Source organism: Devosia chinhatensis (assembly GCF_000969445.1).
Taxonomy (GTDB): domain Bacteria; phylum Pseudomonadota; class Alphaproteobacteria; order Rhizobiales; family Devosiaceae; genus Devosia; species Devosia chinhatensis.
On sequence record NZ_JZEY01000054.1, the window covers coordinates 2,083,733 to 2,105,829 of the forward strand.

Annotated in this window: 23 protein-coding genes; 15 read left to right on the top strand and 8 right to left on the bottom strand. The window is 62.8% G+C overall.

Annotated features, from left to right (window positions below; genetic code table 11):
• Positions 1-66: 66 nt before the first annotated feature.
• The 3 genes from VE26_RS10070 (at position 67) to VE26_RS10080 (ending at position 4,067) form a co-directional block, all read left to right on the top strand.
• Positions 67-864 carry a hypothetical protein gene (locus VE26_RS10070; protein WP_046104799.1) on the top strand — a complete coding sequence of 266 codons (798 nt, stop codon included), beginning with the start codon at positions 67-69 and terminating at the stop codon, positions 862-864.
• 192 nt (positions 865-1,056) lie between these two features.
• Positions 1,057-3,042, top strand: coding sequence for a bifunctional 2',3'-cyclic-nucleotide 2'-phosphodiesterase/3'-nucleotidase (locus tag VE26_RS10075; protein ID WP_046104800.1), 1,986 nt, complete (start codon positions 1,057-1,059; stop codon positions 3,040-3,042).
• A gap of 62 nt (positions 3,043-3,104) precedes the next feature.
• Positions 3,105-4,067, top strand: a complete 963-nt coding sequence (locus VE26_RS10080) for a ribonuclease T2 family protein (RefSeq protein ID WP_160297828.1) — start codon at positions 3,105-3,107, stop codon at positions 4,065-4,067.
• A gap of 36 nt (positions 4,068-4,103) precedes the next feature.
• Here VE26_RS10080 and VE26_RS10085 read toward each other — a convergent pair whose 3' ends face one another.
• Positions 4,104-4,301, bottom strand: a complete 198-nt coding sequence (locus VE26_RS10085) for a hypothetical protein (protein ID WP_152658791.1) — start codon at positions 4,299-4,301, stop codon at positions 4,104-4,106.
• Between the two features lie 62 nt (positions 4,302-4,363).
• Positions 4,364-4,801, bottom strand: a complete 438-nt coding sequence (locus tag VE26_RS10090; RefSeq protein WP_046104803.1) for a MarR family winged helix-turn-helix transcriptional regulator — start codon at positions 4,799-4,801, stop codon at positions 4,364-4,366.
• Positions 4,802-4,919: 118 nt separating this feature from the next.
• Here VE26_RS10090 and VE26_RS10095 point away from each other — a divergent pair, with 118 nt between their 5' ends.
• The 5 genes from VE26_RS10095 to VE26_RS10110 all read left to right on the top strand — a co-directional run bounded on the left by VE26_RS10095 (position 4,920) and on the right by VE26_RS10110 (position 8,183).
• Positions 4,920-5,357, top strand: coding sequence for an organic hydroperoxide resistance protein (locus tag VE26_RS10095; RefSeq protein WP_046104804.1), 438 nt, complete (start codon positions 4,920-4,922; stop codon positions 5,355-5,357).
• A gap of 88 nt (positions 5,358-5,445) precedes the next feature.
• Entirely contained in the window at positions 5,446-6,186 is a 741-nt protein-coding gene (locus tag VE26_RS10100) for an ABC transporter ATP-binding protein (RefSeq protein ID WP_084620224.1), read from the top strand.
• 17 nt (positions 6,187-6,203) lie between these two features.
• Positions 6,204-7,457 carry a permease gene (locus tag VE26_RS10105; RefSeq protein WP_244465654.1) on the top strand — a complete coding sequence of 418 codons (1,254 nt, stop codon included), beginning with the start codon at positions 6,204-6,206 and terminating at the stop codon, positions 7,455-7,457.
• Entirely contained in the window at positions 7,454-7,714 is a 261-nt protein-coding gene (locus tag VE26_RS18495) for a hypothetical protein (RefSeq protein WP_244465655.1), read from the top strand. Before VE26_RS10105 ends, VE26_RS18495 begins: the two co-directional genes overlap by 4 nt.
• 1 nt (position 7,715) lies before the next feature.
• Positions 7,716-8,183, top strand: coding sequence for a GNAT family N-acetyltransferase (locus VE26_RS10110; protein WP_046104806.1), 468 nt, complete (start codon positions 7,716-7,718; stop codon positions 8,181-8,183).
• Here the strand turns inward: VE26_RS10110 and VE26_RS10115 are convergent.
• On the bottom strand, positions 8,180-9,100 hold the full coding sequence (locus VE26_RS10115; RefSeq protein ID WP_046104807.1) for a flagellar motor protein MotB: 921 nt from the start codon (positions 9,098-9,100) through the stop codon (positions 8,180-8,182). The genes VE26_RS10110 and VE26_RS10115 overlap by 4 nt on opposite strands.
• A 24-nt stretch (positions 9,101-9,124) precedes the next feature.
• Positions 9,125-9,988 carry a flagellar motor stator protein MotA gene (gene motA, locus VE26_RS10120; protein WP_046104808.1) on the bottom strand — a complete coding sequence of 288 codons (864 nt, stop codon included), beginning with the start codon at positions 9,986-9,988 and terminating at the stop codon, positions 9,125-9,127.
• 184 nt (positions 9,989-10,172) lie between these two features.
• Here motA and VE26_RS10125 point away from each other — a divergent pair, with 184 nt between their 5' ends.
• The gene (locus tag VE26_RS10125; RefSeq protein ID WP_046104809.1) at positions 10,173-10,619 is read left to right on the top strand and encodes a hypothetical protein; all 447 of its coding nucleotides are present in this window, start codon (positions 10,173-10,175) and stop codon (positions 10,617-10,619) included.
• A 67-nt stretch (positions 10,620-10,686) separates the two neighbouring features.
• Here VE26_RS10125 and yghU read toward each other — a convergent pair whose 3' ends face one another.
• Positions 10,687-11,553, bottom strand: a complete 867-nt coding sequence (gene yghU, locus VE26_RS10130) for a glutathione-dependent disulfide-bond oxidoreductase (RefSeq protein WP_046104810.1) — start codon at positions 11,551-11,553, stop codon at positions 10,687-10,689.
• A 132-nt stretch (positions 11,554-11,685) separates the two neighbouring features.
• On the opposite strand from yghU, the gene VE26_RS10135 reads away from it, so the two are divergent.
• Positions 11,686-12,795, top strand: coding sequence for a THUMP domain-containing class I SAM-dependent RNA methyltransferase (locus VE26_RS10135; protein WP_046104811.1), 1,110 nt, complete (start codon positions 11,686-11,688; stop codon positions 12,793-12,795).
• Here VE26_RS10135 and VE26_RS10140 read toward each other — a convergent pair.
• A complete protein-coding gene (locus VE26_RS10140) occupies positions 12,792-14,165 on the bottom strand; it encodes an HD-GYP domain-containing protein (RefSeq protein ID WP_046104812.1) in 1,374 nt (457 codons plus the stop codon). The genes VE26_RS10135 and VE26_RS10140 overlap by 4 nt on opposite strands.
• A gap of 202 nt (positions 14,166-14,367) precedes the next feature.
• Here VE26_RS10140 and VE26_RS10145 point away from each other — a divergent pair, with 202 nt between their 5' ends.
• From VE26_RS10145 to VE26_RS10155, 3 genes are all read left to right on the top strand, one after another.
• On the top strand, positions 14,368-14,736 hold the full coding sequence (locus VE26_RS10145; RefSeq protein WP_046104813.1) for a response regulator: 369 nt from the start codon (positions 14,368-14,370) through the stop codon (positions 14,734-14,736).
• Positions 14,737-14,821: 85 nt separating this feature from the next.
• Positions 14,822-16,609 carry an SLC13 family permease gene (locus VE26_RS10150; protein WP_046104814.1) on the top strand — a complete coding sequence of 596 codons (1,788 nt, stop codon included), beginning with the start codon at positions 14,822-14,824 and terminating at the stop codon, positions 16,607-16,609.
• A 71-nt stretch (positions 16,610-16,680) separates the two neighbouring features.
• A complete protein-coding gene (locus VE26_RS10155) occupies positions 16,681-16,878 on the top strand; it encodes a CsbD family protein (RefSeq protein WP_046104815.1) in 198 nt (65 codons plus the stop codon).
• Between the two features lie 33 nt (positions 16,879-16,911).
• On the opposite strand, the gene VE26_RS10160 is transcribed toward VE26_RS10155, so the two are convergent.
• Together VE26_RS10160 and VE26_RS10165 are read right to left on the bottom strand one after the other, a co-directional pair.
• The gene (locus VE26_RS10160) at positions 16,912-17,304 is read right to left on the bottom strand and encodes a VOC family protein (RefSeq protein ID WP_046104816.1); all 393 of its coding nucleotides are present in this window, start codon (positions 17,302-17,304) and stop codon (positions 16,912-16,914) included.
• Positions 17,301-17,621: an ArsR/SmtB family transcription factor gene (locus VE26_RS10165; protein ID WP_244465656.1), complete on the bottom strand. Its 321-nt coding sequence runs from the start codon at positions 17,619-17,621 to the stop codon at positions 17,301-17,303. Before VE26_RS10165 ends, VE26_RS10160 begins: the two co-directional genes overlap by 4 nt.
• 290 nt (positions 17,622-17,911) lie before the next feature.
• Between VE26_RS10165 and carB the strand changes: the two genes are divergently transcribed.
• Together carB and catB are read left to right on the top strand one after the other, a co-directional pair.
• Positions 17,912-21,223, top strand: coding sequence for a carbamoyl-phosphate synthase large subunit (carB, locus tag VE26_RS10170; RefSeq protein WP_046104818.1), 3,312 nt, complete (start codon positions 17,912-17,914; stop codon positions 21,221-21,223).
• 233 nt (positions 21,224-21,456) lie between these two features.
• The gene (gene catB / locus VE26_RS10175; protein WP_046104819.1) at positions 21,457-22,080 is read left to right on the top strand and encodes a type B chloramphenicol O-acetyltransferase; all 624 of its coding nucleotides are present in this window, start codon (positions 21,457-21,459) and stop codon (positions 22,078-22,080) included.
• Positions 22,081-22,097: the final 17 nt, after the last annotated feature.

A 22,097-nucleotide genomic window follows, 5' to 3' on the forward strand; every position in this document is an offset into this window, starting at 1 on the left:
AAGGTTTCCCGGCACGGTGACGTCCCATCTGCAACAGCCGATGTCACCAAGTGATGGAGATCCCAAATGAACCTGCCGTTCAATCGCCTTGTTGGAACAGCCGCGTTTTCGGCAATGTTGCTCGTCGCACCGGCGGCGATAGCGGTCGAAGCCGGCGTGATCGATGGCGATCGCAACGTCGAGCATTTGGCGCAATTGGGCAGGGACCTGCGCGAACTTCTGCGGCCTGAAATTGGTTTCCCGGTGGAATATGTCAGCGCCTGGCAGGGCGCAGTGGACGAGGCCTTCGCACCCCTATTGCTGGAAGCCGATTATGTCCAGGCCCTCGGGACCGGCCTGACGCAGGACGCTCGCACCGCCGCAATCGACCATTTTCAATCCAGCCTCGCCATAGAGGTCGAAGCGCAGCTCACCAAGATTGATCCGGACAATAGCCTCACATTCGAGGAAGAGCTGGAAAAGGCTGCTGAGATGATCGAGGCAGCCCCCGCTGAGTTGAACGCGCTCTATGTGGAACTGTTCGAGCTCCAGCAGGGCCCGGACGTGGCCAATGCAGTTATGGATGCCTATTACCGCATGATGAAAACCGGAGCCGAGCCGGTCATCGGCGCCGAAGCAGCCGATGAATGGGTCGCGGGTATCGGCAGCACCCTGCGCGACCAATATGTCGAAGGCAACTTCGCCAGCACGGCCGCCGGCTATAGCACGGTTGACCCCGACCTTCTGCGCGAACTGGCCGATGTCATGGCTGACCCCGATTTTATCTCCTATTCCCTCCAGGCCTCCCAGGCTTTCGCCCATGCTATCGATGCCGCTGCAGACCGGCTGGCCGTCGCCTACCCCAGGGCCATCGCCGAACTTTGAGTGGCAGCAATAATTTGACCAGAAGGTAAAATCTCCATAGCCTTCCCGTCGCGTCGTCATGCCAGCGTCACCTCCAGGGGGCATGACCGAGCCAGCGTCGCCTTGCGGCGCGTACGAAACGGTCGCCCAGGCGGCCGCCACCCATGGGAGCGCGGCCCCCATGGCCACGGCGTTCCACATGGAGAAAAATCGATGAACTTCTTCCCCCGGATTTCCCGGCGCAGCTTCCTCGCCGGCTCGGCCGGCCTTGGCGCCATGACGGCCATGCACCCCTTTGCCGTCCTGGCCCAGGCCAATCAGGCACACCTGCGCATCATCGAGACCACCGACATCCACGTCGCGATCCTGCCCTATGATTATTATGCCGATGCGCCCAATGACACGATGGGTCTGGCGCGTACGGCGGCCATTATCGAGGACATCCGGGCCGAAGCCGGAAATGCCGTCCTTTTCGACAATGGCGACCTCATTCAGGGCAATCCGATGGGCGACTACATGGCCTATGAGAAAGGCCTCAACCAGGGTGACATCCATCCTGCCGTCGCCGCGCTCAACACGCTTGGCTATGACGCCGCGACCTTGGGCAACCATGAATTCAACTACGGCCTCGAATTTCTCGACCGCGCGCTGGAAGGCGCCCAATTCCCCTTTGTTTCGGCCAATCTTGTCCGGGGCACAGAGCTGGCCGAAGACCCGAGGGAGGACGACACCTATGTCGAGCCCTACCGTATTTTCGAGAAGGAACTGACCGACGGCTCCGGCGCCACGCACACGATCCGCATCGGCGTCATCGGCTTCCTCCCCCCGCAGATCCTCACCTGGGACGCTGCGCATCTCACCGGCAAGGTCAGCGTTCGCGACATCGTCGAGGCCGCCCGGGCCTGGGTGCCCAAAATGCGGGAGGAAGGCGCCGACATCGTCGTGGCTCTGGCCCATTCCGGCATCGAGGCGGGCGATCATGTCCCCGGCATGGAAAATGCCGCCCTGCAGCTCGCATCGGTTGAGGGCATCGACGCCATTCTGACCGGTCACCATCATCTGGTCTTCCCCGGCCCCGATTACGCCGAGGTCGAGGGCGCCGACAGCGAGGCCGGCACCCTCAATGGCGTTCCTGCCGTCATGCCGGGCTTCTGGGGTTCGCATATGGGCCTCATCGACCTGCTGCTCGAAGTCGATGCCGACGGCCGCTGGAGTGTCGTTTCTCACACGTCCGAAGCCCGCCCCATCGTCGAACGGGTCGACAATCAGAATGTCCCCACGGTCGCTTCTGTCCCTGCGGTCGAGGATGCCGTCGCCCTCGAACATCAGGAAACCCTCGACTACATCCGTCGCCCCGTCGGCGAAACGGCGGCGCCGCTCCATTCCTATTTCGCCCTCGTGGCCGACGATCCTTCCGTGCAGATCGTGTCCCAGGCCCAATCCTGGTATATCGAACAGATGATGATCGGCACGGAATGGGAAGGCCTGCCGATCCTCTCCGCTGCCGCACCCTTCAAGGCCGGCGGCCGCGGCGGTCCGGACTATTACACCGATGTCCCCGTGGGTCCGGTGGCGATCAAGAACGTCGCCGATCTCTACCTTTACCCCAACACCATCCAGGCGGTCCTGATCACCGGCGCCGATGTCAAGGAATGGCTGGAGCGGTCCGCCGGCATCTTCAATCAGGTCGAAGCCGGCGCCACCGATGCCGAGCTCATCAATCCGGCTTTCCCATCCTACAATTTCGACGTCATCGACGGCGTGACCTATCGCATCGACGTCACCCAGCCCTCCAAATATGCCGCCGATGGCGGGGCGCTGGAAAACCCCGAGGCCAGCCGCATCGTCGATCTTGCCTATAACGGCGAGCCCATCGACCCGGCCCAGCAATTCGTCGTCGCCACCAACAATTACCGTGCCGGCGGTGGCGGTTCCTTCCCCGGCATCGGCTCCGACAAGATCATCTTTGTCGGCCCCGACACCAATCGCGACATCATTGTGCGCTACATCATCGAGAACGGCACCATCGATCCCAAGGCCGACAGCAATTGGTCCCTGGCCGAGATCGGCGACACCTCCGTTCTGTTCACCACCGGCCCCAAGGCTGCGGACAAGGTGGCCGACGTCACTGCCATCGACATCGAACCCACCGGGGAAACCGACGAGGCCGGCTTCGGCATTTACCGCATCGCCCTCTAGGCAAGAGCCGGACAAAAATGGAAGAGAGCCGCACTGGCTCTCTTCCTCCCACGGGAATGCGCATGCTGCGACAGCTTCTGATTCTTGCCTCGCTTATAGCCTTGACCCCGCCCGTCGTCGCCGAGACGCGCCTTTCCGGCATGCTCACGGCCACCCAAGCCTGCCCGGCCGTCCAGTCAATCAGACGCCAGAGCAATCCGGGCAACATCGTCATCACGCCGGGTGAGCGCTACGAGCTTCTTGCCGCCAACAAGACCCCGCCGACGCACCTGCGCATCGTCGTGCCGGGCGCGAGCCCTGCCGAGCGCTGGGTCGCGGTCCAGTGCGGAGACAGTCCCGCATTTGCAGACGATAGCCCGGCATTTGCCGGAACCGGTGCCGACTACATCCTTGCGGTAAACTGGCAGCCCGCCTTCTGCGAACTCAATGCGCGGGTCCGCGAATGCCGCGATCAGCGTCCCAATGCACCCGATGCCACCCAGTTCAGCCTGCACGGCCTTTGGCCGCAGCCGCGCGGCAACGAATATTGCAACGTCTCCGGTCGTGACCGCGCCGCCAGCGAAAGCGGCCGCTGGCGCGATCTGCCCGTGCTCGACCTCACCATCGCCCAGAGGCGCGCGCTCGACCTTGTCATGCCGGGCAGTCAGTCGGGGCTGGACCGTCACGAATGGATCAAGCACGGCACGTGCTTTGGCGGGGATGAACGCGCCTATTATCAGGCCTCTCTCGACCTCATGGCGGCCCTGAACGCATCGGAGGTGCGCGCGCTCTTTGCGGCCAATATCGGCAGTACGCTGCAACTCGAGGACATCAAGGCGGCCTTCGAGCGTGCTTTTGGCCGCGGCGCCGGAGAGCGTGTAATTGTTGACTGTGCCCGCGATGGCGATCGCCAGATCATCAGGGAGCTGCGCATCGCCATCAGGGGCGACGTGACGACGGCGGACTTCGCCGAGCTCATACGCGCAGGCGAGCGCCAGCGGGATGATTGTCGCAGTGGCGTCGTCGACCGCGCCGGTCTGCAATAAAAAACGGGCGCTCGCGGCGCCCGTTTTTTGTATCGATTACTGGCCGTCGGGCACAACATCGACGCTCACGGCTGGAACGTCGATATCCACCGTGCCGCCGCCGCTGGGCTGGCCGTTGAAGAAGACGAAATAGCCCACGATCAGCAGCAGCACCACGACGGCGATGCCACCAATGACGGCAGCCCCGCTGCCGCCGCCGCGATCCACGATTACGGTTTCACGATCATTGCTCATGCGAGCCTCCTTGAGTTCGGCGCACAAACGGATCGAGATTGGCAAAGGTTCCTTGCGCGAATTTATCGCTGGCGATCGAGTGCCGCGTCGAGGCGATCGCGCAACATCAGCAATTCCTGCCGCATCTGGTCGCCCCCTGAGACATCGAGACCCGTGCCCTCGATGACCGCGAGCGGGATGGAGAGCGCCTTCTGCTCCAGCGCCTGACCAGCCTCGGTGAGCTTGATCCGCACCTGGCGTTCATCCTTCTCATCGCGGCGGCGCGCCACCAGCCCCCGCGCCTCGAGCCGCTTGAGCAGCGGCGTGACGGTGCCCGAATCGAGGAACAATCGATCGCCCAGCGTCTTTACACTGATATCGTCCCGCTCCCAGAGCACCAGCAATGCCAGATATTGGGGATAGGTCAGCTCCAGCGCATCCAGTCGCGGTTTGTAGAACCGCGTGAAGGCGTGGCCCGCCGCGTAGATCGCAAAGCAGAGCATCTGGTCGATTGTCGGCATTTTGGGCTCGGCCACGTCACACTCCCCAATTTCGATCCGGCACACTCTCCCACAAATTTGTATTGCGCACAATTAAATTGTGCACTAATCATACTGTCACTCAACCAGGAGCTTCCCCATGAGCATCAAATCCGCAGTCTATACCGCCCACGCCCACACCACTGGTGGCCGCACCGGCACCAGCAAGACCGACGATGGCCGCCTCGAAGTGACGCTCGACACGCCCAAGGCCATGGGTGGCAATGACGGTCCGGGCACCAATCCCGAGCAGCTGTTCGCTGCTGGTTACTCGGCTTGTTTCCTGGGCGCGCTCAAAGCCGTCGCTCGTGGCGAGAAGGTGAAGATTCCGGACGAAGCCACGATCGACGCTTCCGTCTCCTTCGGTGAAAACGCCAATGAAGGCGCCAAGGGCTTCAACATCGCCGTTGAACTCAAGGTCACCCTGCCCGGCTTCGACAAGGCTCAGGCCGAAGATCTGGTGCACAAGGCCCACGAGGTCTGCCCCTATTCCAACGCCACGCGCGGCAATGTCGATGTGAAGCTCTCGGTCGCCTGATCGAGCGCCTCGGCAATTCGTTAACGATTGCCATTCACTCGCCTGAAAGGGCGGCATGGTTAGCCTGGCCCGCCGAACTGGAGCCGTCATGCCTGCCGCCCTTGCCCTTTCCGGTCTGACCAAGTCTTTCGACCGTCCGGTGGTCCGCGGCGTCGATCTCTCCATAGGCGCGGGGGAGTTTTACGCCCTGCTCGGCCCCAACGGCGCCGGCAAGACCACCATCCTGCGCATGATCGCCGGGCTTCTGCGGCCCGATGCCGGCAGCATTTCCATATTCGGGCAAGACGCCCTGGCCGATCCCGTCGCCGCCAAAAGGCAGATGGCTTGGGTGTCCGACGAACCCATGGTCTATGACCGGCTGACGCCGCTCGAATATCTCGAATTCGTCTCCGGCCTGTGGCAGGTGGACCCCGACCACGCCCGCCGATCGGCTCATGCCCTGATTGACTGGCTCGGGCTCGCTCCCCACGCCAACGAGCTGTGCGGCGGGTTTTCCAAGGGCATGCTGCAGAAGGTGGCTCTGGCCGGGGCGCTGGTTCACGATCCGAAGCTCATCATTCTCGATGAACCCCTGACCGGCCTCGACGCCGGCTCGGCGCGGCAGGTCAAGGATGTCCTGCGCGAAAAGACCGCCTCGGGCGTCACCGTGATCATGACCACCCACATCCTCGAAGTCGCCGAACGCATGGCCGAACGCATCGGTGTCATTGCCGATGGTCGCCTCATCGCCGAGGGCACGCTTGCCGAATTGCGGGACCGGACAGGCGGCGAAAACACGCTGGAGGATATTTTCCTCGACCTCGTCGGTCAGGGCAACCTCACGCCATGAGCGGCGCCCCCGCCAGTATGTTTTGGTTCGCCCGCCATGAATTCCGTCTCGCCTGGCGCGACGGGCTCGCCATGCTGACCGGCGGCAAGCGCACGCGGCTCCTAGGCTGGGTGTTCGGCGGGTTGGCCGTCTATGGCTTTATCACCTTCATCGCCTGGTTTGCCGTCAGGCCCTGGGTTCTCGCCGGCGCCCGGATCGATGCACAGACCCTGCTCGTGGTCTCCGGCATGGGCCTGCTCTTCTGGGCCGTCACCTTGTCCCAGGCGCTCGAAGCGGTCACGCGGGTCTACTACACCCGCTCCGATCTCGATCTTATCCTGTCGTCGCCCACGCCCAGTGCCGCTGTCTTCGCGGTGAGGGGGCTGGCGGTCTTTGCCTCCACCTTTGCCCTGGCCGTCCTCCTCGTCAGCCCTCTGATCCTCTCCCTTTTGCTTCAGCACACCTGGCGCTGGCTCTCGGCCTATCTGCTTCTGGCCGCCCTCGCTGCGCTCTCCGTCGCCATCGCCATGGCCATCACCCGCCTGCTCTTTCAGCTCACCGGTCCCAGACGCACGCGCCTTCTGGCACAGATCATCGCCGGGCTGGTGGGTGCGGGTTTCGTCATCGGCGTCCAGGCAGCGGCGATCCTCTCCCATGACGGTCTGTCGCGCCTCGCCTTCTTCCAGTCCGAGGCCGTGCTGGCTGCCGCGCCCCCTCCGTCCCATCCGATCTGGCTGCCGGCCAGGGCGGCCATGGGCGATATCGGCGCCGCCATTGCCCTGTTGACGATTTCAGCCCTGATCCTTGCCGGCACGATCGCGCTTGTGGCGCCCAGCTATGCCCGCCTGGCCACCTCTGCCGCCGGCCTCAGCCATGTGCGCAGCCAGCGCCGTACTTCCGGGCGTGCCTTTGCAGCAACCACCCAGCGACAGGCCCTGCGCCGCAAGGAATGGAAGCTCCTCCAGCGCGATCCCTGGCTCCTGTCGCAGACGCTGATGCAATTGCTCTATCTTGTCCCCCCGGCCTTGCTGCTCTGGGTCAATTTCGGCAGCAATAGCGACAGCCTCTTCATCATCGTGCCCGTCCTCGTCATGGCCTCGGGTCAATTGGCCGGCGGCCTCGCCTGGCTGGCCATTTCCGGCGAAGACGCCCATGACCTGGTGGCCACCGCCCCCCTGCCTGCCTCCACGATCCTGCGGGCCAAGGTTGAATCGGTTTTGGCGGTGATCGCCATCGTTCTCGTGCCCATTCTGCTGCTGCTCGGCCTGGCCTCCTGGCCGATGCCGTGGTGACGGCCTTGTTCGCCATCATCGCCTCGGGTGCCTCGACCGCGATCCAGCTCTGGTTCCGCGTGGTGGCCAAGCGCTCGATGTTCCGCCGTCGCCAGACGGCGTCGCGCGCCGCCACACTCAGCGAAGCCTTTTCCTCCATCCTGTGGGCAGGCACGGCAGCCCTGATCGCCTATGGCTCGGTCCTGGCCATTCTCCCGGCCATCGGCGCACTGGGTGTGCTAGGCTTGGCGCGACTCCTGGCGCCGAGATCGACCTGAAATGACCACTCTCACCTTCCGCGACGCCGTTCCGGCCGACATTGCGATCATCCTTGAACTCGGCCATGCCGGCGATGCGCGCGGCGCAGAGACCCCGCCTCTCGACCCCGCGACCCTGGCCGATCCGCGCTACCGGGCAGCCTTCGATGCCATCGCCGCCGATCCGGCCCACAGGCTGATCGTCGCCGAGCGCGACGGGGAGATCTTAGGGACAATCCAGATCAGCATCATTCCGGGCCTGCCCCGTTTCGGCATGACCCGCGCCATTCTGGAAGATGTGCACATTCGTGCCGACCAGCGCGGCGGCGGCCTCGGCTCCCAGATGGTGCTATGGGCCATAGATCAATGCCGCCAGGCGGGATGCGGACTGGTCCAGCTCACCTCCAACAAGGTCCGCCTCGACGCTCACCGCTTCTACGAGAAGCTCGGCTTCAAGGCGACCCACGAAGGCTTCAAACTTTTCCTCTAGGGCGCCAGCCCCACCGGTACCGGTGGCGGCGTCTGCAACACCGATATGCGCACGCGCTCATTGGCTGCCATATAGGGATCGTTGGGGAAGAACGGGTCGTCCGTCGCCCGGCCGGCTACCGACTTGATCCGATCGTTGCCCAGTCCGAATTCGCCCAGCGTCGAGCGCACGACATTGGCCCTGTCGGCAGACAATTCCCAGGGGCCGTAGCGCGGATTGTCATAGCGCCCGCCCGCTGCTGTATGCCCGGAAATCATCACCTGCGCATTGAGCTGCTGCAGGATCGGGCTGATGGCGGCAATGGCGGCCCGCGTCGCCTCGGTGGGATATTTCGAACCCTCGGGGAACATCGGACGGCCCTGCTGGTCCACGATCTGGATGTCGAGCCCGTCCTCGGTCTGCTCGACCAGCAGATTGTCCATGAACGGGGTCAGCTCCGGCATGGCCTGCCAGGCCTGTTTGATGCTCGCGGCGGCACTGTGAAAGGCCCGATCCTGTTCGGATTTGAGATCGAAGGCGCTGTCACTGCTGGCCTGTTGGGCATCGCCATTGGACCGGTCGACGCCGCCGATATTGTTCTCGGTCGAACCCTTGTCGGCGCTTTGCGGCGACGATGCGCTGTCAGTGACCACGTCCGATGACGATCCCGCCATCTTGGCCCCGGAATTGTCCAGCGCCGAACCGCCCATCACCCCGCCGGCGCCCGAACTGGACGTGCTGGCGGCGCTCGGGGCGAAGTAATCGGCCAGGCCTTCCTTCTGCTCGGGCGTCGTCATGCTGATCAGCCACATGAGCAGGAAGAACGCCATCATGGCCGTCACGAAGTCGGCATAGGCGATCTTCCAGGCGCCGCCGTGATGAGCGTGGCCCTTCTTTTTGACCTTCTTGATGATGATCGGCTGGTCGAAATTCGCCATTGCAGCTGCCCCTTCGGCGTCGCCTTACGCGGTTGCTGGCAGGTTGGCGGTCGCGGCCTCGACCTCGCTGAAGGTCGGACGCACTTCGCTCATCAGCGCCTTGCGGGCGAACTCGATCGCCATGACCGGCGGCTGGCCGCCGATATGGGCCAGCAGGCCCACCTTGAGCGACAGGTAATACTTGGATTCCGCCTCGTAGATATTCTTCATCGACTGGGCCATCGGACCGAAGAAGCCATAGGCGACGAACACGCCGAAGAATGTACCCACCAGCGCGCCGCCGATCAGGTGGCCCAGCACTTCGGGCGGTTCGGTGATGGCGCCCATGGTCTTGATCACGCCGAGCACGGCGGCCACGATGCCCAGGGCCGGCGTACCGTCGGCCAAAGCCTGCATGGCCGAAACCAGCCGCTCCTGCTCCTGGTGATGGGTTTCGAGTTCCTCGTCCATGAGCGCTTCCATCTCATGCACATTGTTCGATCCCATGGTCACCATGCGCATGTAATCGCACACGAATTCCACCGCATGGTGGTTCTTGGCAAAGCTCGGAAAGGCGTTGAACAGCGTCGAATTGTGCGGGTCTTCGATATGCGGCTCGATCCCCAGAATGCCCTTCTGCTGGATCAACTTATACATGGCGAATTGCAGGCCCAGCAGCTCCACATAGGCCGCCTTGTTGTATTTCGGGCCCCTGAACATCGTGCCGAACATTGAGGGCACGGCCTTGAGCACCGGGCCGCCATTGGCGATGATGAATGCACCGATCGCAGCGCCCAGGATGATGACGAATTCGAAGGGTTGCCAGAGCACCTCCACATGTCCGCCCATGGCCGAATAGCCGCCGAAAACGCAGGCAAAGACGGTGATGATACCGATGATCAGACGCATGGACGCAATACTCGCACTCGAACGCATTCTGCGTTTTTGGGACAATTCGGTCCCACGGACGCTGCCGGATAGTGCCGTTGCCGGGCTTAACATGGCGTGTATGGAATGCTGCGTGCTTGCGAAAACTTGCTTTCGCCATTTTGCTCGGGCAGGTCGAACGGGTCCCCATTTTCAGGAAACAGACATGCGCCTGTCTCTCGCCGCCACGCTCTCCATGTTGACCTTGTCCCTGCTGGCGAACCCGGCTCTCGCCCAGTCCGAGGAAGATGTCTGGAGCAATATCGAGACCATCCACGGCGATGCCGATGGCTTCTTTGCGCTCTACGGCGCCATGCAGGACATTGCCATGAGCGATGACCCGACGCTTCTGGCCGATTACGCGCTTTATCCGCTTCTGGTGAACGCCAATGGCGAGAGCTACGACGTCCTCGAGGCCCAGGACCTCATCGATGATTTCGACAGCCTGGTCTATCCCGAAACGCTCGACGCCCTGCTCACTCAGGATGTGGCCGATCTCATCGTCACGAGCGAGGGCGTCGGTATCGGCAACGGCGCGATCTGGGTCACCAATGTCTGCCTGGACGATGCCTGCGCCGAAACGCAATGGGGCATTCTCAGCATCAATAACTGATTGCTTTTGCGAAAAAAGAGCGGGCGCCCCTGACCTGCGCCCGCTCCTATCTTGGTGATTATCGGGCTCAGACCGTGCCGCGCTCTTTGCGCAGGCTCAGCACCTTGTCCACGTCCGCAGCCGAATGGCGCTCATAGAGGTGCTCGTCCTCCGGGCCGGTCGCCGCATTGACGCAGCGGCCGCGCTTGACCGCCTCGCGTGCATCCACCTGCTGGGCCCAGCGCAGCAGGTTCTTGTATTCCTGCACCTGCAGGAACTCCCCCGCATTATAGGCGCGGCCCAGCACCATGCCGCCATACCAGGGGAAGATGGCCATGTCTGCGATGGTGTATTCGCTTCCCGCGACGAATTCGTGCTCGGCCAATTGCCGGTCCAGCACATCCAGCTGGCGCTTGGTTTCCATCGCATAGCGGTTGATGGGATATTCGAGCTTCACCGGGGCATAGGCATAGAAATGGCCGAAGCCGCCGCCGACGAACGGCGCGCTGCCCATCTGCCAGAACAGCCAGTTGAGCGTCTCGGCCCGCTTGGCCACGTCTGTGGGCAGAAAGGCGCCGAACTTTTCAGCCAGGTAAACCAGGATAGAGCCGCTTTCGAACAGGCGGATCGGCTCTTTGGGGCCATGGTCGATCATGGCGGGGATCTTGGAATTGGGATTGATCTCGACGAAGCCCGAGCCGAACTGGTCGCCTTTGCCGATATTGATCAGATAGGCGTCGTATTCGGCATTGTGTCCGGCCGCCAGCAGCTCCTCGAGCATGATGGTGACCTTTTGCCCATTGGGCGTAGCCAGCGAATGCAGCTGCAGGTCATGGTCACCGCGCGGCAGCTTTGCCTCATGGGTCGCGCCGGCAATCGGCCTGTTGGTGCTGGCAAAGGCCCCCCCGTTCTCGGCGTCCCAGGTCCACACTTTCGGCGGCACATACTCACTCATCGCAAAGGCTCTCTGCTGGTCATGGATATGGCGACACTTCATCGCCTTGTGCCGATATAAGCACGTTTCCCCATCAAGGTAACCCCGCCCCTCCCGATTGCCACCACCCTTGCCCTCGGCTAAGGCTCCGGAATGAACAGTGCCCCTTTCGACATCTTTCTGGTGGCCACGCCCGGCCTTGACGTTCCGCTGGCGGCCGAGGCGCGCGACGCCGGCTTTGCGGGCACGCGCATCATCGAGGGCGGTGTCACCTTCTCGGGCACCTGGAGCGATGTCTGGCGCGCAAATCTCGTCCTGCGCGGCGCCACCCGCGTCTTGGCGCGTGTCGCCAGTTTCCGGGCGTTGCATCTTGCCCAGCTCGACAAGCGCGCCCGCAAGATCGACTGGGCCGAGATCCTTCGGCCGGACATTCCCGTTACCGTCGAAGCATCCTGCAAGCGCTCGCGCATCTACCATGACGGCGCGGCCGCCCAACGCGTGGCCAAGGCCATTGCCGAGACCATCGGTACGCCCACTGCGGAAGATGCCGATCTGCGCGTCATGGTCCGCATCGAGGATGATCTCGTCACCATCAGTCTCGACACCACGGGCGCCTCGCTGCACAAGCGCGGCTTCAAGGAGGCGGTGAACAAGGCCCCCATGCGCGAGACCATGGCCGCCATGTTCCTGCGCCAATGCGGCTACCAGGGGACCGAGCCGGTTCTCGATCCCATGTGTGGCTCGGGCACCTTTCCCATCGAGGCCGCAGAGATCGCGCTGGGCCTGCCCCCTGGCCGCAGCCGCGACTTCGCCTTCCAGTTGCTCCCCGGTTTCGATGCATCGAAATGGGCAGCCCTGCGGGATGGCAGCCAGGCCCGCCCAAGTCCCCTGCGCTTTCACGGCTCGGACCGCGATCCCGGCGCCATTCGCATGGCCGAGCAGAATGCGGCGCGTTCCGGCGTTGCGGCGTCCACATCGTTCGTGCAGCAATCCATCGAGGACCTGACTCCTCCCGAGGGTCCCCCGGGTCTGGTCATCGTCAATCCGCCCTATGGCAGCCGCATCGGCAGCAAGGGCCCGCTCATCACCCTGCACAAGACCTTGGGCACGGTGCTCAAGACGCGCTTCTCGGGCTGGCGCGTTGGCATCATCACGGCCGACAAACAGCTGGCCCAGGCGACCGGCCTTGCCTTCGAGCCTGCGCTTCCGCCGGTTCTGCACGGCGGCATACGGGTGGCGCTCTACCGCACCGCAGCGCTCTAGGCCGCCTGGCTGCCGATCGGCTCGGCAACGGTTTCGAGGCGTGCAAAGCCCCGCTTGAGCGCCGCATAGACCTCGGCGTCGATTGCGATCTCGACGTCCCGATCCATGATGGCAAAGGCGTCATGCACCGCCATTGCCTTGCGATAGGGCCGGTCTGCGGTCAGTGCGTCGAAAATGTCTGCCACCGTCACGATGCGCGTGTCGAGATCGATGGCCTCCCCGGCAATGCCATGCGGATAGCCCCGGCCGTTAAGCTTCTCGTGATGGTCGCCGGCAATGCGGGCCATGTCGGAAAATGCCGCGATCTTGGAGAGAATTTGCCGGCCGAGCTCGGGATGCTGCCGGATCTGCGCCCATTCATCGTCGTCCGGCTTGCCGTTCTTGTCGAGCACGCTGTTGGAGACCCCCAGCTTGCCGATATCGTGCAGCAAAGCCGCACGCTTGAGCCAGCGCCGCTGATCGGCAGAATAGCCCAGCTCTTCGGCGATCAGGTCGGCAAACAGCGAGACGCGGTCGCTGTGGCCGGCAGTAAACGGGCTCTTGGCGTCCACCACCTGCGCGAAGCCGGCAGCAATATCGTCCAGATAATCTTCGTCCACCCGCCGCGTCAGCGTCTTGGGTTCGAGATCGGCGACCTTTTCGGGCAGGTCATTGCCCAGCATCGGGCCCCAGAAACCTGAATCATGGCGCAGCTCGACCAGAGTTTCGACCATTTGCGGATCGAACCAGCGGCCGCTGCGCTCCTGTGCTTCGGCAATCGCCGCTTCGGCGCCACCGCGCATGAAGAACACATCCACGACCTGCGCAAGCAGCGCAATCCGGGCAAACAGCGAAATGTCCTGCCCTTGTTTGTGCAAGGGCTGGCCCGTACCGTCCCAGTGCTCGTCGAGGTCGAGAATGCCGTCGGCCACCGCGTCGGAAAACCGCATGCTGCGTGCAATCTCCGCCCCCCGCTGGCATCGGGTTTCGATCAGCTCCCGGGAGATTTCACCGCCATTGCGCGCAATATGCACCAGCGTTTGCAGCCGCTCGACAAAGCCCGAGCCGCGGGCGGTGTTGGCCAGAAGGAACCGCAGGATTTCCGGCAGCTTGGTGTCGACGACCTTGTAGGCATTCTTGAAGCTCAGATCGTCGGCCAGATAGAGCTTGCAGATGCGCGCAGCATTGGATGAACAGCCGATATCCTTGAGCAGCAGCGTGTAATAGAGGTCTGACAGCGCTCCTTCGCTCAGGCCCAGCTGCATCCCCACATGCATCCCGATCCAGCAACACCTCAGGCTATGGCCCACAGGCTGACCTTCCGTGATGTCCAGCGCATAGCTGAGCGCGCCGACCACTTCTGACAGCAGGATGACTTTGTTCTGGCTCATGACGCTTCTCCGTCCTGCCAGAATAAGCAAAATACCTTAAGCGAACGCTCTAGTGAAAAGCCGAATTTTCGCCCCGCCGCGCTGGGATGCGGACAATTTGAACCAAATGGTAACCATGCTGCCAGCCATGCGCGACGCGCATGCAACGAAGGACCCCGACCGACACTTTCCTCGTCAGTACCGCGTACAGAGGGGAAGCCACATGTCCACTAAGCCACGCATACTTGTCGTCGAAGACCAGCCGCTGCTCTTGCTCGACCTCATCGATCAGCTCGCCGAACTGGATTTCGACACCATGCCGGCGAGCAATGCGCGTGTCGCCGCGCACATGCTCGATGGCAATATCGACGCCCTCATCACCGATATTGAACTGGGTTCGGGTCCCACCGGCCTTACCCTGGCGCGCCTGGCCGCCGCCCGGCGTCCCGGGCTGCCGATCGTGGTCGTGTCTGGTGGCGTCACGCCCTCGCACCGTGACCTGCCTCCCGGCGCGGTCTTTGTTCCCAAGCCCTACAGGCTCGAAGAACTCCTCGACGCGCTTGAACGACAAGCCGTTGCACACGCAGCATGATTTTCTTGTCAGCGGTCCCCCACTTCCGCAACCTAAACATGGCCGTCGACTTATAGACGCGCACGAATTGCGTTTGGGGGATTGAATGCTCGGGGGCTTGATTGCTGGTTATGAACCCTACGTTGCGCTTGCCTTTGTTTTATTGACGTTTGCCGGCTTCCTGTTCGAGCGGCTCCCTCCCGAGGTAGTGGCTGCTGCAGGCGCCGCGCTCTTCGTCATCTTCGGACTGGTGCCCACTACCGATGTGCTGCAGGTCTTCTCCAACCCTGCTCCGCTCACCATCGCCGCCATGTTCATCCTCACCGGCGCGCTCGTGCGCACCGGCGTGCTCGAATGGCTTGTGGGAGGCATCATGGATCGCGCCGGCGGCCGTCCCTGGATGGCCATCCTCCTGCTCATGGCCGGCGCCGGATTGATCGCTGGTTTCGTCAACAATACGCCGGTCGTGCTCATCCTTATTCCGGTCGCCATCCGCATCGCCGGCAGTTTCGGGATCGCCTCGACCCGTCTCCTCATTCCGGTGTCCTATATTACCATCCTGGGCGGCACGCTGACCCTCATCGGCACGTCCACCAATCTGCTGGTCGACGGCGTCGCGCGGACCCGCGGGCTGGAGCCGTTCTCGATTTTCGAGATTACCCCAGTGGGCCTTGTCACCTTCGGCACGGGCGTGCTCATGCTGGCGTTGTTCGGCCGCTTGCTTCTCCCCGATAGGAAGGGCGAAGAAGCCCACTCCGTCGAGATCGAGGACAACCTCGAATTCATGTCGGAAATCGCCATCTCCGAAGAGGCTGCCCTGGCGGGACGTCCCTTGGGCGAAATCGCCACCTTCAAGCGACCGGGCCTGCGCATTCTCGGCATCAAGCGCAACAGCACCATCCTGCGCAGCGACCTTTCCGAGCAGCAGATCGAGAATGGCGACCGCCTCATCGTTGCCGCGACGACGTCCGAATTGCTCACTTTGCGCGACACGGCGGGCTTGCGCGTCGGCCAGCTGCGCACCGGCCGCCCACCCGAAGACCCGGTGGTCGTTGAAGCCGTTGTCGGCCCGCAGCGCTCCGTCATCGGTCAGCGCATCGCCCAGCTGTCCCTCGGCAGCCGTTTCGGGATACAGGTCCTGGGCATCCATCGGCACAAGCACCTGCCCGGCAAGGACCTCGGCACCGCCCTGCTCCGTCCGGCCGATCGCCTGCTCATCGAAGGACCCGCCATCGGCGTCGACCGCATGGCCGAGCAAGGCGTCCTCGCCTCGGTCAACCGCACCAGCGGCCGCGCCTTCCGTCCCTCCAAGGCGCCGATCGCCCTGATCGCGCTGGCCGCAGTCGTCGGGCTCGCCGCCTTCGGCATCATGGACATCTCCATCCTTTCCATGCTCGCGGTCGTGGCTATCCTGGTCCTGCGCTGCATTGACAGCGACGAAGCCTGGCGCACGCTCGACGGCGGCATTCTGGTGCTCATCTTCGCCATGCTGATCGTCGGTCTCGGGCTCGAAAAGTCCGGCGCGATCGAACTGGTGGTCGGCGCCTTCGCCCCAACCTTGTCGACATTGCCTCCGGTCTTGCTGCTCATCGCGGTCTATATGCTGACCTCGCTGCTTACTGAGATCATCAGCTCCAACGCGGTGGCAGTGATCATGACGCCCATCGTCATCACCCTGGCCCAGCAGGTCGGTGTTGATCCGCGCCCGCTTGTCGTCGCCGTCATGTTCGCGAGCAGCGCCAGCTTTGCCACGCCCATCGGCTACCAGACCAATACCCTGGTCTATGCCGCCGGCAATTATCGCTTCAGCGATTTCCTCAAGGTCGGCATTCCCATGAACCTCGTCGTCGGCCCCGCAACATGCGCCGCCATCTACTTCTGGTACGGGCTATAGGAGCGGAAGATGCAACTGCGCGGCCCTGGGCGCGTTCTTTAACCACAAGCAACTTTGCGAGGAGATTTCGAATGGATTGGAACCGCATTGAAGGCAGCTGGAAGCAGTTCTCCGGCAAGGCCAAGGAACAATGGGGCAAGCTCACCGACGACGATATTGCCCAGATCAACGGCAACCGAGAGCAGCTCGAAGGCAAGCTTCAGGAGCGCTACGGCAAGGCCAAGGACGAGGTCCGCAAGGAAATCGACGACTGGTCGACCCGCGTCTGATCGAAAAAAGCCCCGCTTCCGGCGGGGCTTTTTTTATGCCTTGAACTGCACGATCTGGATGAGATTGCCGCAAGTATCGTCAAACACGGCCATCATGACCGCGCCCCCGTCCATCGGCGGCACGGTGAAGACAACCCCCAGATCCACCAGCCTCTTATATTCTGCCGCGATGTCGTCGACCATGAAGGATGCCGCCGGAATGCCGTCGGCGACCAGCGCCGATTTGTAGGGCCCGACGGCCGGGTGCGAACTGGGCTCGAGCAGCAATTCGATGCCTTGTCCATCGTCCGGAGACACCAGCGTCAGCCACCGCGCGCCGCCCCCGAGATCGATGTCATGTTTGACGTCAAAGCCCAGAATGTCGCGGTAGAAATTCAGGGCCTCGGCCTGATTATCCACGAAGACGCTCGTCACATAGATCTTCATCGCTCAATGTCCTTTTGCAGGAGGGGATCTATCCAGCTGGCCTCGGCACGCCGCAGCGGATCCAGGTTCAGCCTGTGCAGTTTCGTTCGTCCCGACCAGGCTATCTGCACCAGCCCGGCTTTTTCCAGCACGTCCAGATGCTGGCTGATCGCCTGGCGCGTCATGGCCAACTGGCCTTGGGCGACGGCCGCGGCGCACAATTCGAACAGCGACTGTCCGTCGCGCTCAGCCAGGCGCTCGACGATCCGCCGTCTCGTGGGGTCCGCAAGCGCACGAAACACCAGATCCAGTTCATCGGCCATCGCGACAGGGGACATGCAAGGTTTTCATTGCATTTAGATATGCAAGCATTTACCTGCATGTCAAGCCATGGAGCGCTGGTCCTGGCCTCTGCTGCATCCGCATGGCCCGCCTGCTGCAACAAGCGCGTCTCCCCTCTTCCCTTTCCCGCCCTTCTCCGCTAAACCGCCCGCTTAACCACCATGTTCGGTCTTTTCCCCTGCGCTGCTGTGCTCAACGGCCACGCGGGTTTCGCACGGACGGGTGTATCCGGGCGATTCTTTCCCTCGCCCGCCCTAGTATGAAATAGAGCCAGAGCGAGCCCCGAATGCCGAAGCGTACCGACATCAAATCGATCCTCATCATCGGCGCGGGCCCCATCATCATCGGACAGGCTTGCGAGTTCGACTATTCCGGCACCCAGGCCTGCAAGGCGCTCAAGGAAGAGGGCTACCGGATCATTCTGGTGAACTCCAACCCGGCCACGATCATGACCGATCCGGACCTGGCCGACGCCACCTACATGGAGCCCATCACTCCCGAGGTGGTCGCCAAGATCATCGAAAAGGAGCGCCCCGACGCGCTGCTCCCCACCATGGGCGGCCAGACCGCGCTCAACTGCGCGCTCAGCCTTAAGAAGATGGGCGTGCTCGACAAGTTCAACGTCGAAATGATCGGCGCCGATTCCGAGGCCATCGACAAGGCAGAAGACCGCGAGCTTTTCCGCGATGCCATGAAGAAGATCGGTCTCGAAACCCCGCGCTCCATGCTGGCGCACAACACCATCGAGGCGCTTCAGGCGCTTGAGGTGATCGGCCTGCCCTGCATCATCCGCCCCAGCTTCACCCTGGGCGGAACCGGCGGCGGCATTGCCTATAACCGCGAAGAATATCTCGCCATCTGCGAAAGCGGCATCGACGCGTCGCCCACCAACGAAGTTCTTGTCGAGGAAAGCGTCCTCGGCTGGAAGGAATTCGAGATGGAGGTTGTCCGCGACAAGAAGGACAATTGCATCATCGTCTGCTCGATCGAGAACATCGATCCCATGGGCGTCCATACCGGGGACTCGATCACCGTCGCTCCGGCCCTGACGCTGACCGACAAGGAATACCAGATCATGCGCGACGCCTCGCTGGCGGTGCTGCGCGAAATCGGTGTCGAAACCGGCGGTTCAAACGTCCAGTTCGGCATCAATCCCAAGGACGGCCGCATGGTCGTCATCGAGATGAACCCGCGCGTCTCGCGCTCCTCCGCCCTCGCCTCCAAGGCCACCGGCTTCCCCATCGCCAAGGTGGCCGCGCGCCTGGCCGTGGGCTACACGCTCGATGAACTCGAAAACGACATCACCGGCGGCGCCACCCCGGCCTCGTTCGAACCCACCATCGATTATGTCGTCACCAAGATCCCGCGCTTCGCCTTTGAGAAATTCCCCGGCGCCGACAATCGCCTGACCACCTCCATGAAGTCGGTCGGCGAAGCCATGGCCATCGGCCGCACCTTCCAGGAATCGCTGCAGAAGGCCTTGCGCTCGCTCGAAACCGGGCTGACCGGCCTCAACGAGGTCGGCATTCCCGGCATCGGTGAGGGCGAGGACAAGAACGCCATCAAGCAGGCTCTGGGCACCGGCACGCCGCAGCGCCTCCTCCACGTCGCCGAGGCCATGCGCCTGGGCGTTTCCAACGAGGATATCTTCGAGGCCTGCAAGATCGATCCCTGGTTCCTCGAGCAGATGCGCGGCATCGTCGACATGGAAGCCAAGGTCAAGGAATTCGGCCTGCCTCAGGATGCCGCCAACCTGCGCCTGCTGAAATCCATGGGCTTCTCCGACGCGCGCCTGGCCCAGCTCGCAGGCCTCAAGGCCTCCGATGTGCGCAAGCTGCGCCACAGCCTCGCCGTGCGCCCCGCCTATAAGCGCATTGATACCTCCGCGGCCGAGTTCGCCTCGCCCACGGCCTATATGTATTCGACCTATGAAGCTCCCTTTGCCGGCCAGGTCGAGGACGAAGCCCGCCCGTCCGACCGCAAGAAGGTCGTGATTCTCGGTGGCGGCCCCAACCGCATCGGCCAGGGCATCGAGTTCGACTATTGCTGCTGTCACGCCGCCTTCGCGCTTTCGGACGCGGGCTACGAGACCATCATGGTCAACTGCAATCCCGAAACCGTCTCCACCGACTACGACACCTCCGACCGTCTCTATTTCGAGCCGCTTACCGAAGAGGACGTCATCGAGATCCTGCTGACCGAGAAACAGAAGGGTACGCTCCATGGCGTCATCGTGCAGTTCGGCGGCCAGACCCCGCTGAATCTGGCCGAGGCCGTGCAGAAGGCCGGGGTCCCGATCCTCGGCACCCAGCCCGACGCCATCGATCTGGCCGAAGACCGCGACCTGTTCATGAAGCTCTTGAACCGTCTCGAGCTGACTCAGCCCAAGAACGGCATCGCCTACAGCCTCGAACAGTCCCGCCTCGTTGCCGAGCGCCTGGGCTATCCGCTGGTCATCCGCCCGTCCTACGTGCTGGGTGGCCGCGCCATGGCCATCGTGCATTCCGCCAAGGAATTCGAGAGCTACATCCAGGATACGCTGACCGGCCTCGTGCCGCCCGATATCCTCCAGCGCTATCCCAATGACCGGACCGGCCAGATCAATTCGGTTCTCTCCGATAATCCGCTGCTGTTCGATGCCTATCTCTCGGGCGCCATCGAAATCGACGTCGACGCCCTTTGCGACGGCAAGGACGTGTTCGTGGCCGGCATCATGGAGCATATTGAGGAAGCCGGCATTCACTCCGGCGACAGCGCCTGCTCCCTGCCCCCGCGCTCGCTTTCCCCCGAGGTGATTGCCGAGCTCAAGCGCCAGACCACCGAGCTTGCCTTCGCGCTCAAGGTGGGCGGCCTGATGAACGTGCAGTTCGCCTATAAGGATGACACGATCTACCTCATCGAAGTAAACCCGCGCGCCTCGCGCACCGTGCCTTTCGTGGCCAAGGTGATCGGCGAACCCATCGCCAAGATCGCCTCGCGCATCATGGCCGGCGAGACGCTGGCCAGCTTCAATCTCGTCGAAAAGAAGCTCAAGCACATCGCCGTCAAGGAAGCCGTCTTCCCGTTCAACCGCTTCCCCGGCGTCGACACGGTTCTGGGACCGGAAATGAAATCGACCGGCGAGGTCATCGGCCTCGACACCGATTTCGCCATGGCGTTTGCCAAGTCGCAGATGGGTGCGGGCCAGAAAGTGCCGACCTCGGGCAAGGCGTTCATCTCGGTGCGCGACGAAGACAAGCAATATATCGTCGATATGGCGCGCCATCTCGTCGAGGCAGGCTTTGAAATCCTCGCCACTGGCGGCACCCAGCGTTACCTCAGCGACAACAACGTGCCCGCCACCAAGATCAACAAAGTGCTCGAAGGGCGTCCGCACATCGTCGACTCCATGAAGAATGGCGGCGTGCAGCTGGTCATCAACACCACCGACGGGCTGAAGTCGATCAGCGACAGCCGCGACATCCGGCGCACCGCGCTGCTCGCCAAGATCCCCTATTACACCACGATCGACGGTGCCCTGGCCGCCGTGGAAGGCATTGTCGCCCTCAGCAACGGCTCCCTTCAGGTGCGCGCCCTGCAGGATTACTTCGCGGCCTGATTATGAACCCTGAGGCCTTCTTCTCCTTGAGGGAGAAGGCTTCAGGGTGGCGGCGGAGGGGGCTTTCACGAAAGTCTCCCGCAAACTAGAATGCTCTCCATGAAGATCGCAGACCGAACAAACAGCATCGCGTTCCCCCGCGCCTGACACGCGCAAGGAACGCCGACCAACCGGTTCAGCGCCGGCGTCTTTACGTGCGCGCTGTTTGTTGTCTCGACCTTCATGGATCAATCATGTCCAATTATTTCGCCAGCCCGTTCCTTGGCATTCCGCTCGACCGCCAGGTCACCAACCCCAATATCGTCGTCGGCCGCTACAGCTATTATTCGGGCTATTATCACCGCCATTCCTTCGATGATTGCGCCCGCTACCTGATGACCACGCCCGGCGTCGACCGGCTGATCATCGGCGCATTCTGTTCCATAGGATCGGGCGCCGCCTTCATCATGGCCGGCAATCAGGGCCACCGGAACGACTGGGTATCTACATTTCCCTTTGCCTTCGTGCCCGACGCCCCCGAATTTACCGGCGCGAACAACGCTTTCCAGCCGGCAGGCGATACCGAAATCGGCAGTGACGTCTGGATCGGTGCTGAAGCGATCGTCATGCCTGGGATCAAGATCGGCCACGGTGCGGTCATTGGCACCCGCGCATTGGTAACCAGGGATGTCGAGCCCTACACCATCGTCGGCGGCAACCCCGCCCGGCCGATCCGCAAGCGCTTTGCGGATGAACACATTGCCATGCTGCTGGAAATGGCTTGGTGGGACTGGCCGATCGAACGCCTCACACAAGCCATGCCGCTTCTGACGACAGGCGACATCGCGGCGCTCCACAGCATGTGGCGTAATGCGTGAATAACGGGGGAGGCGGT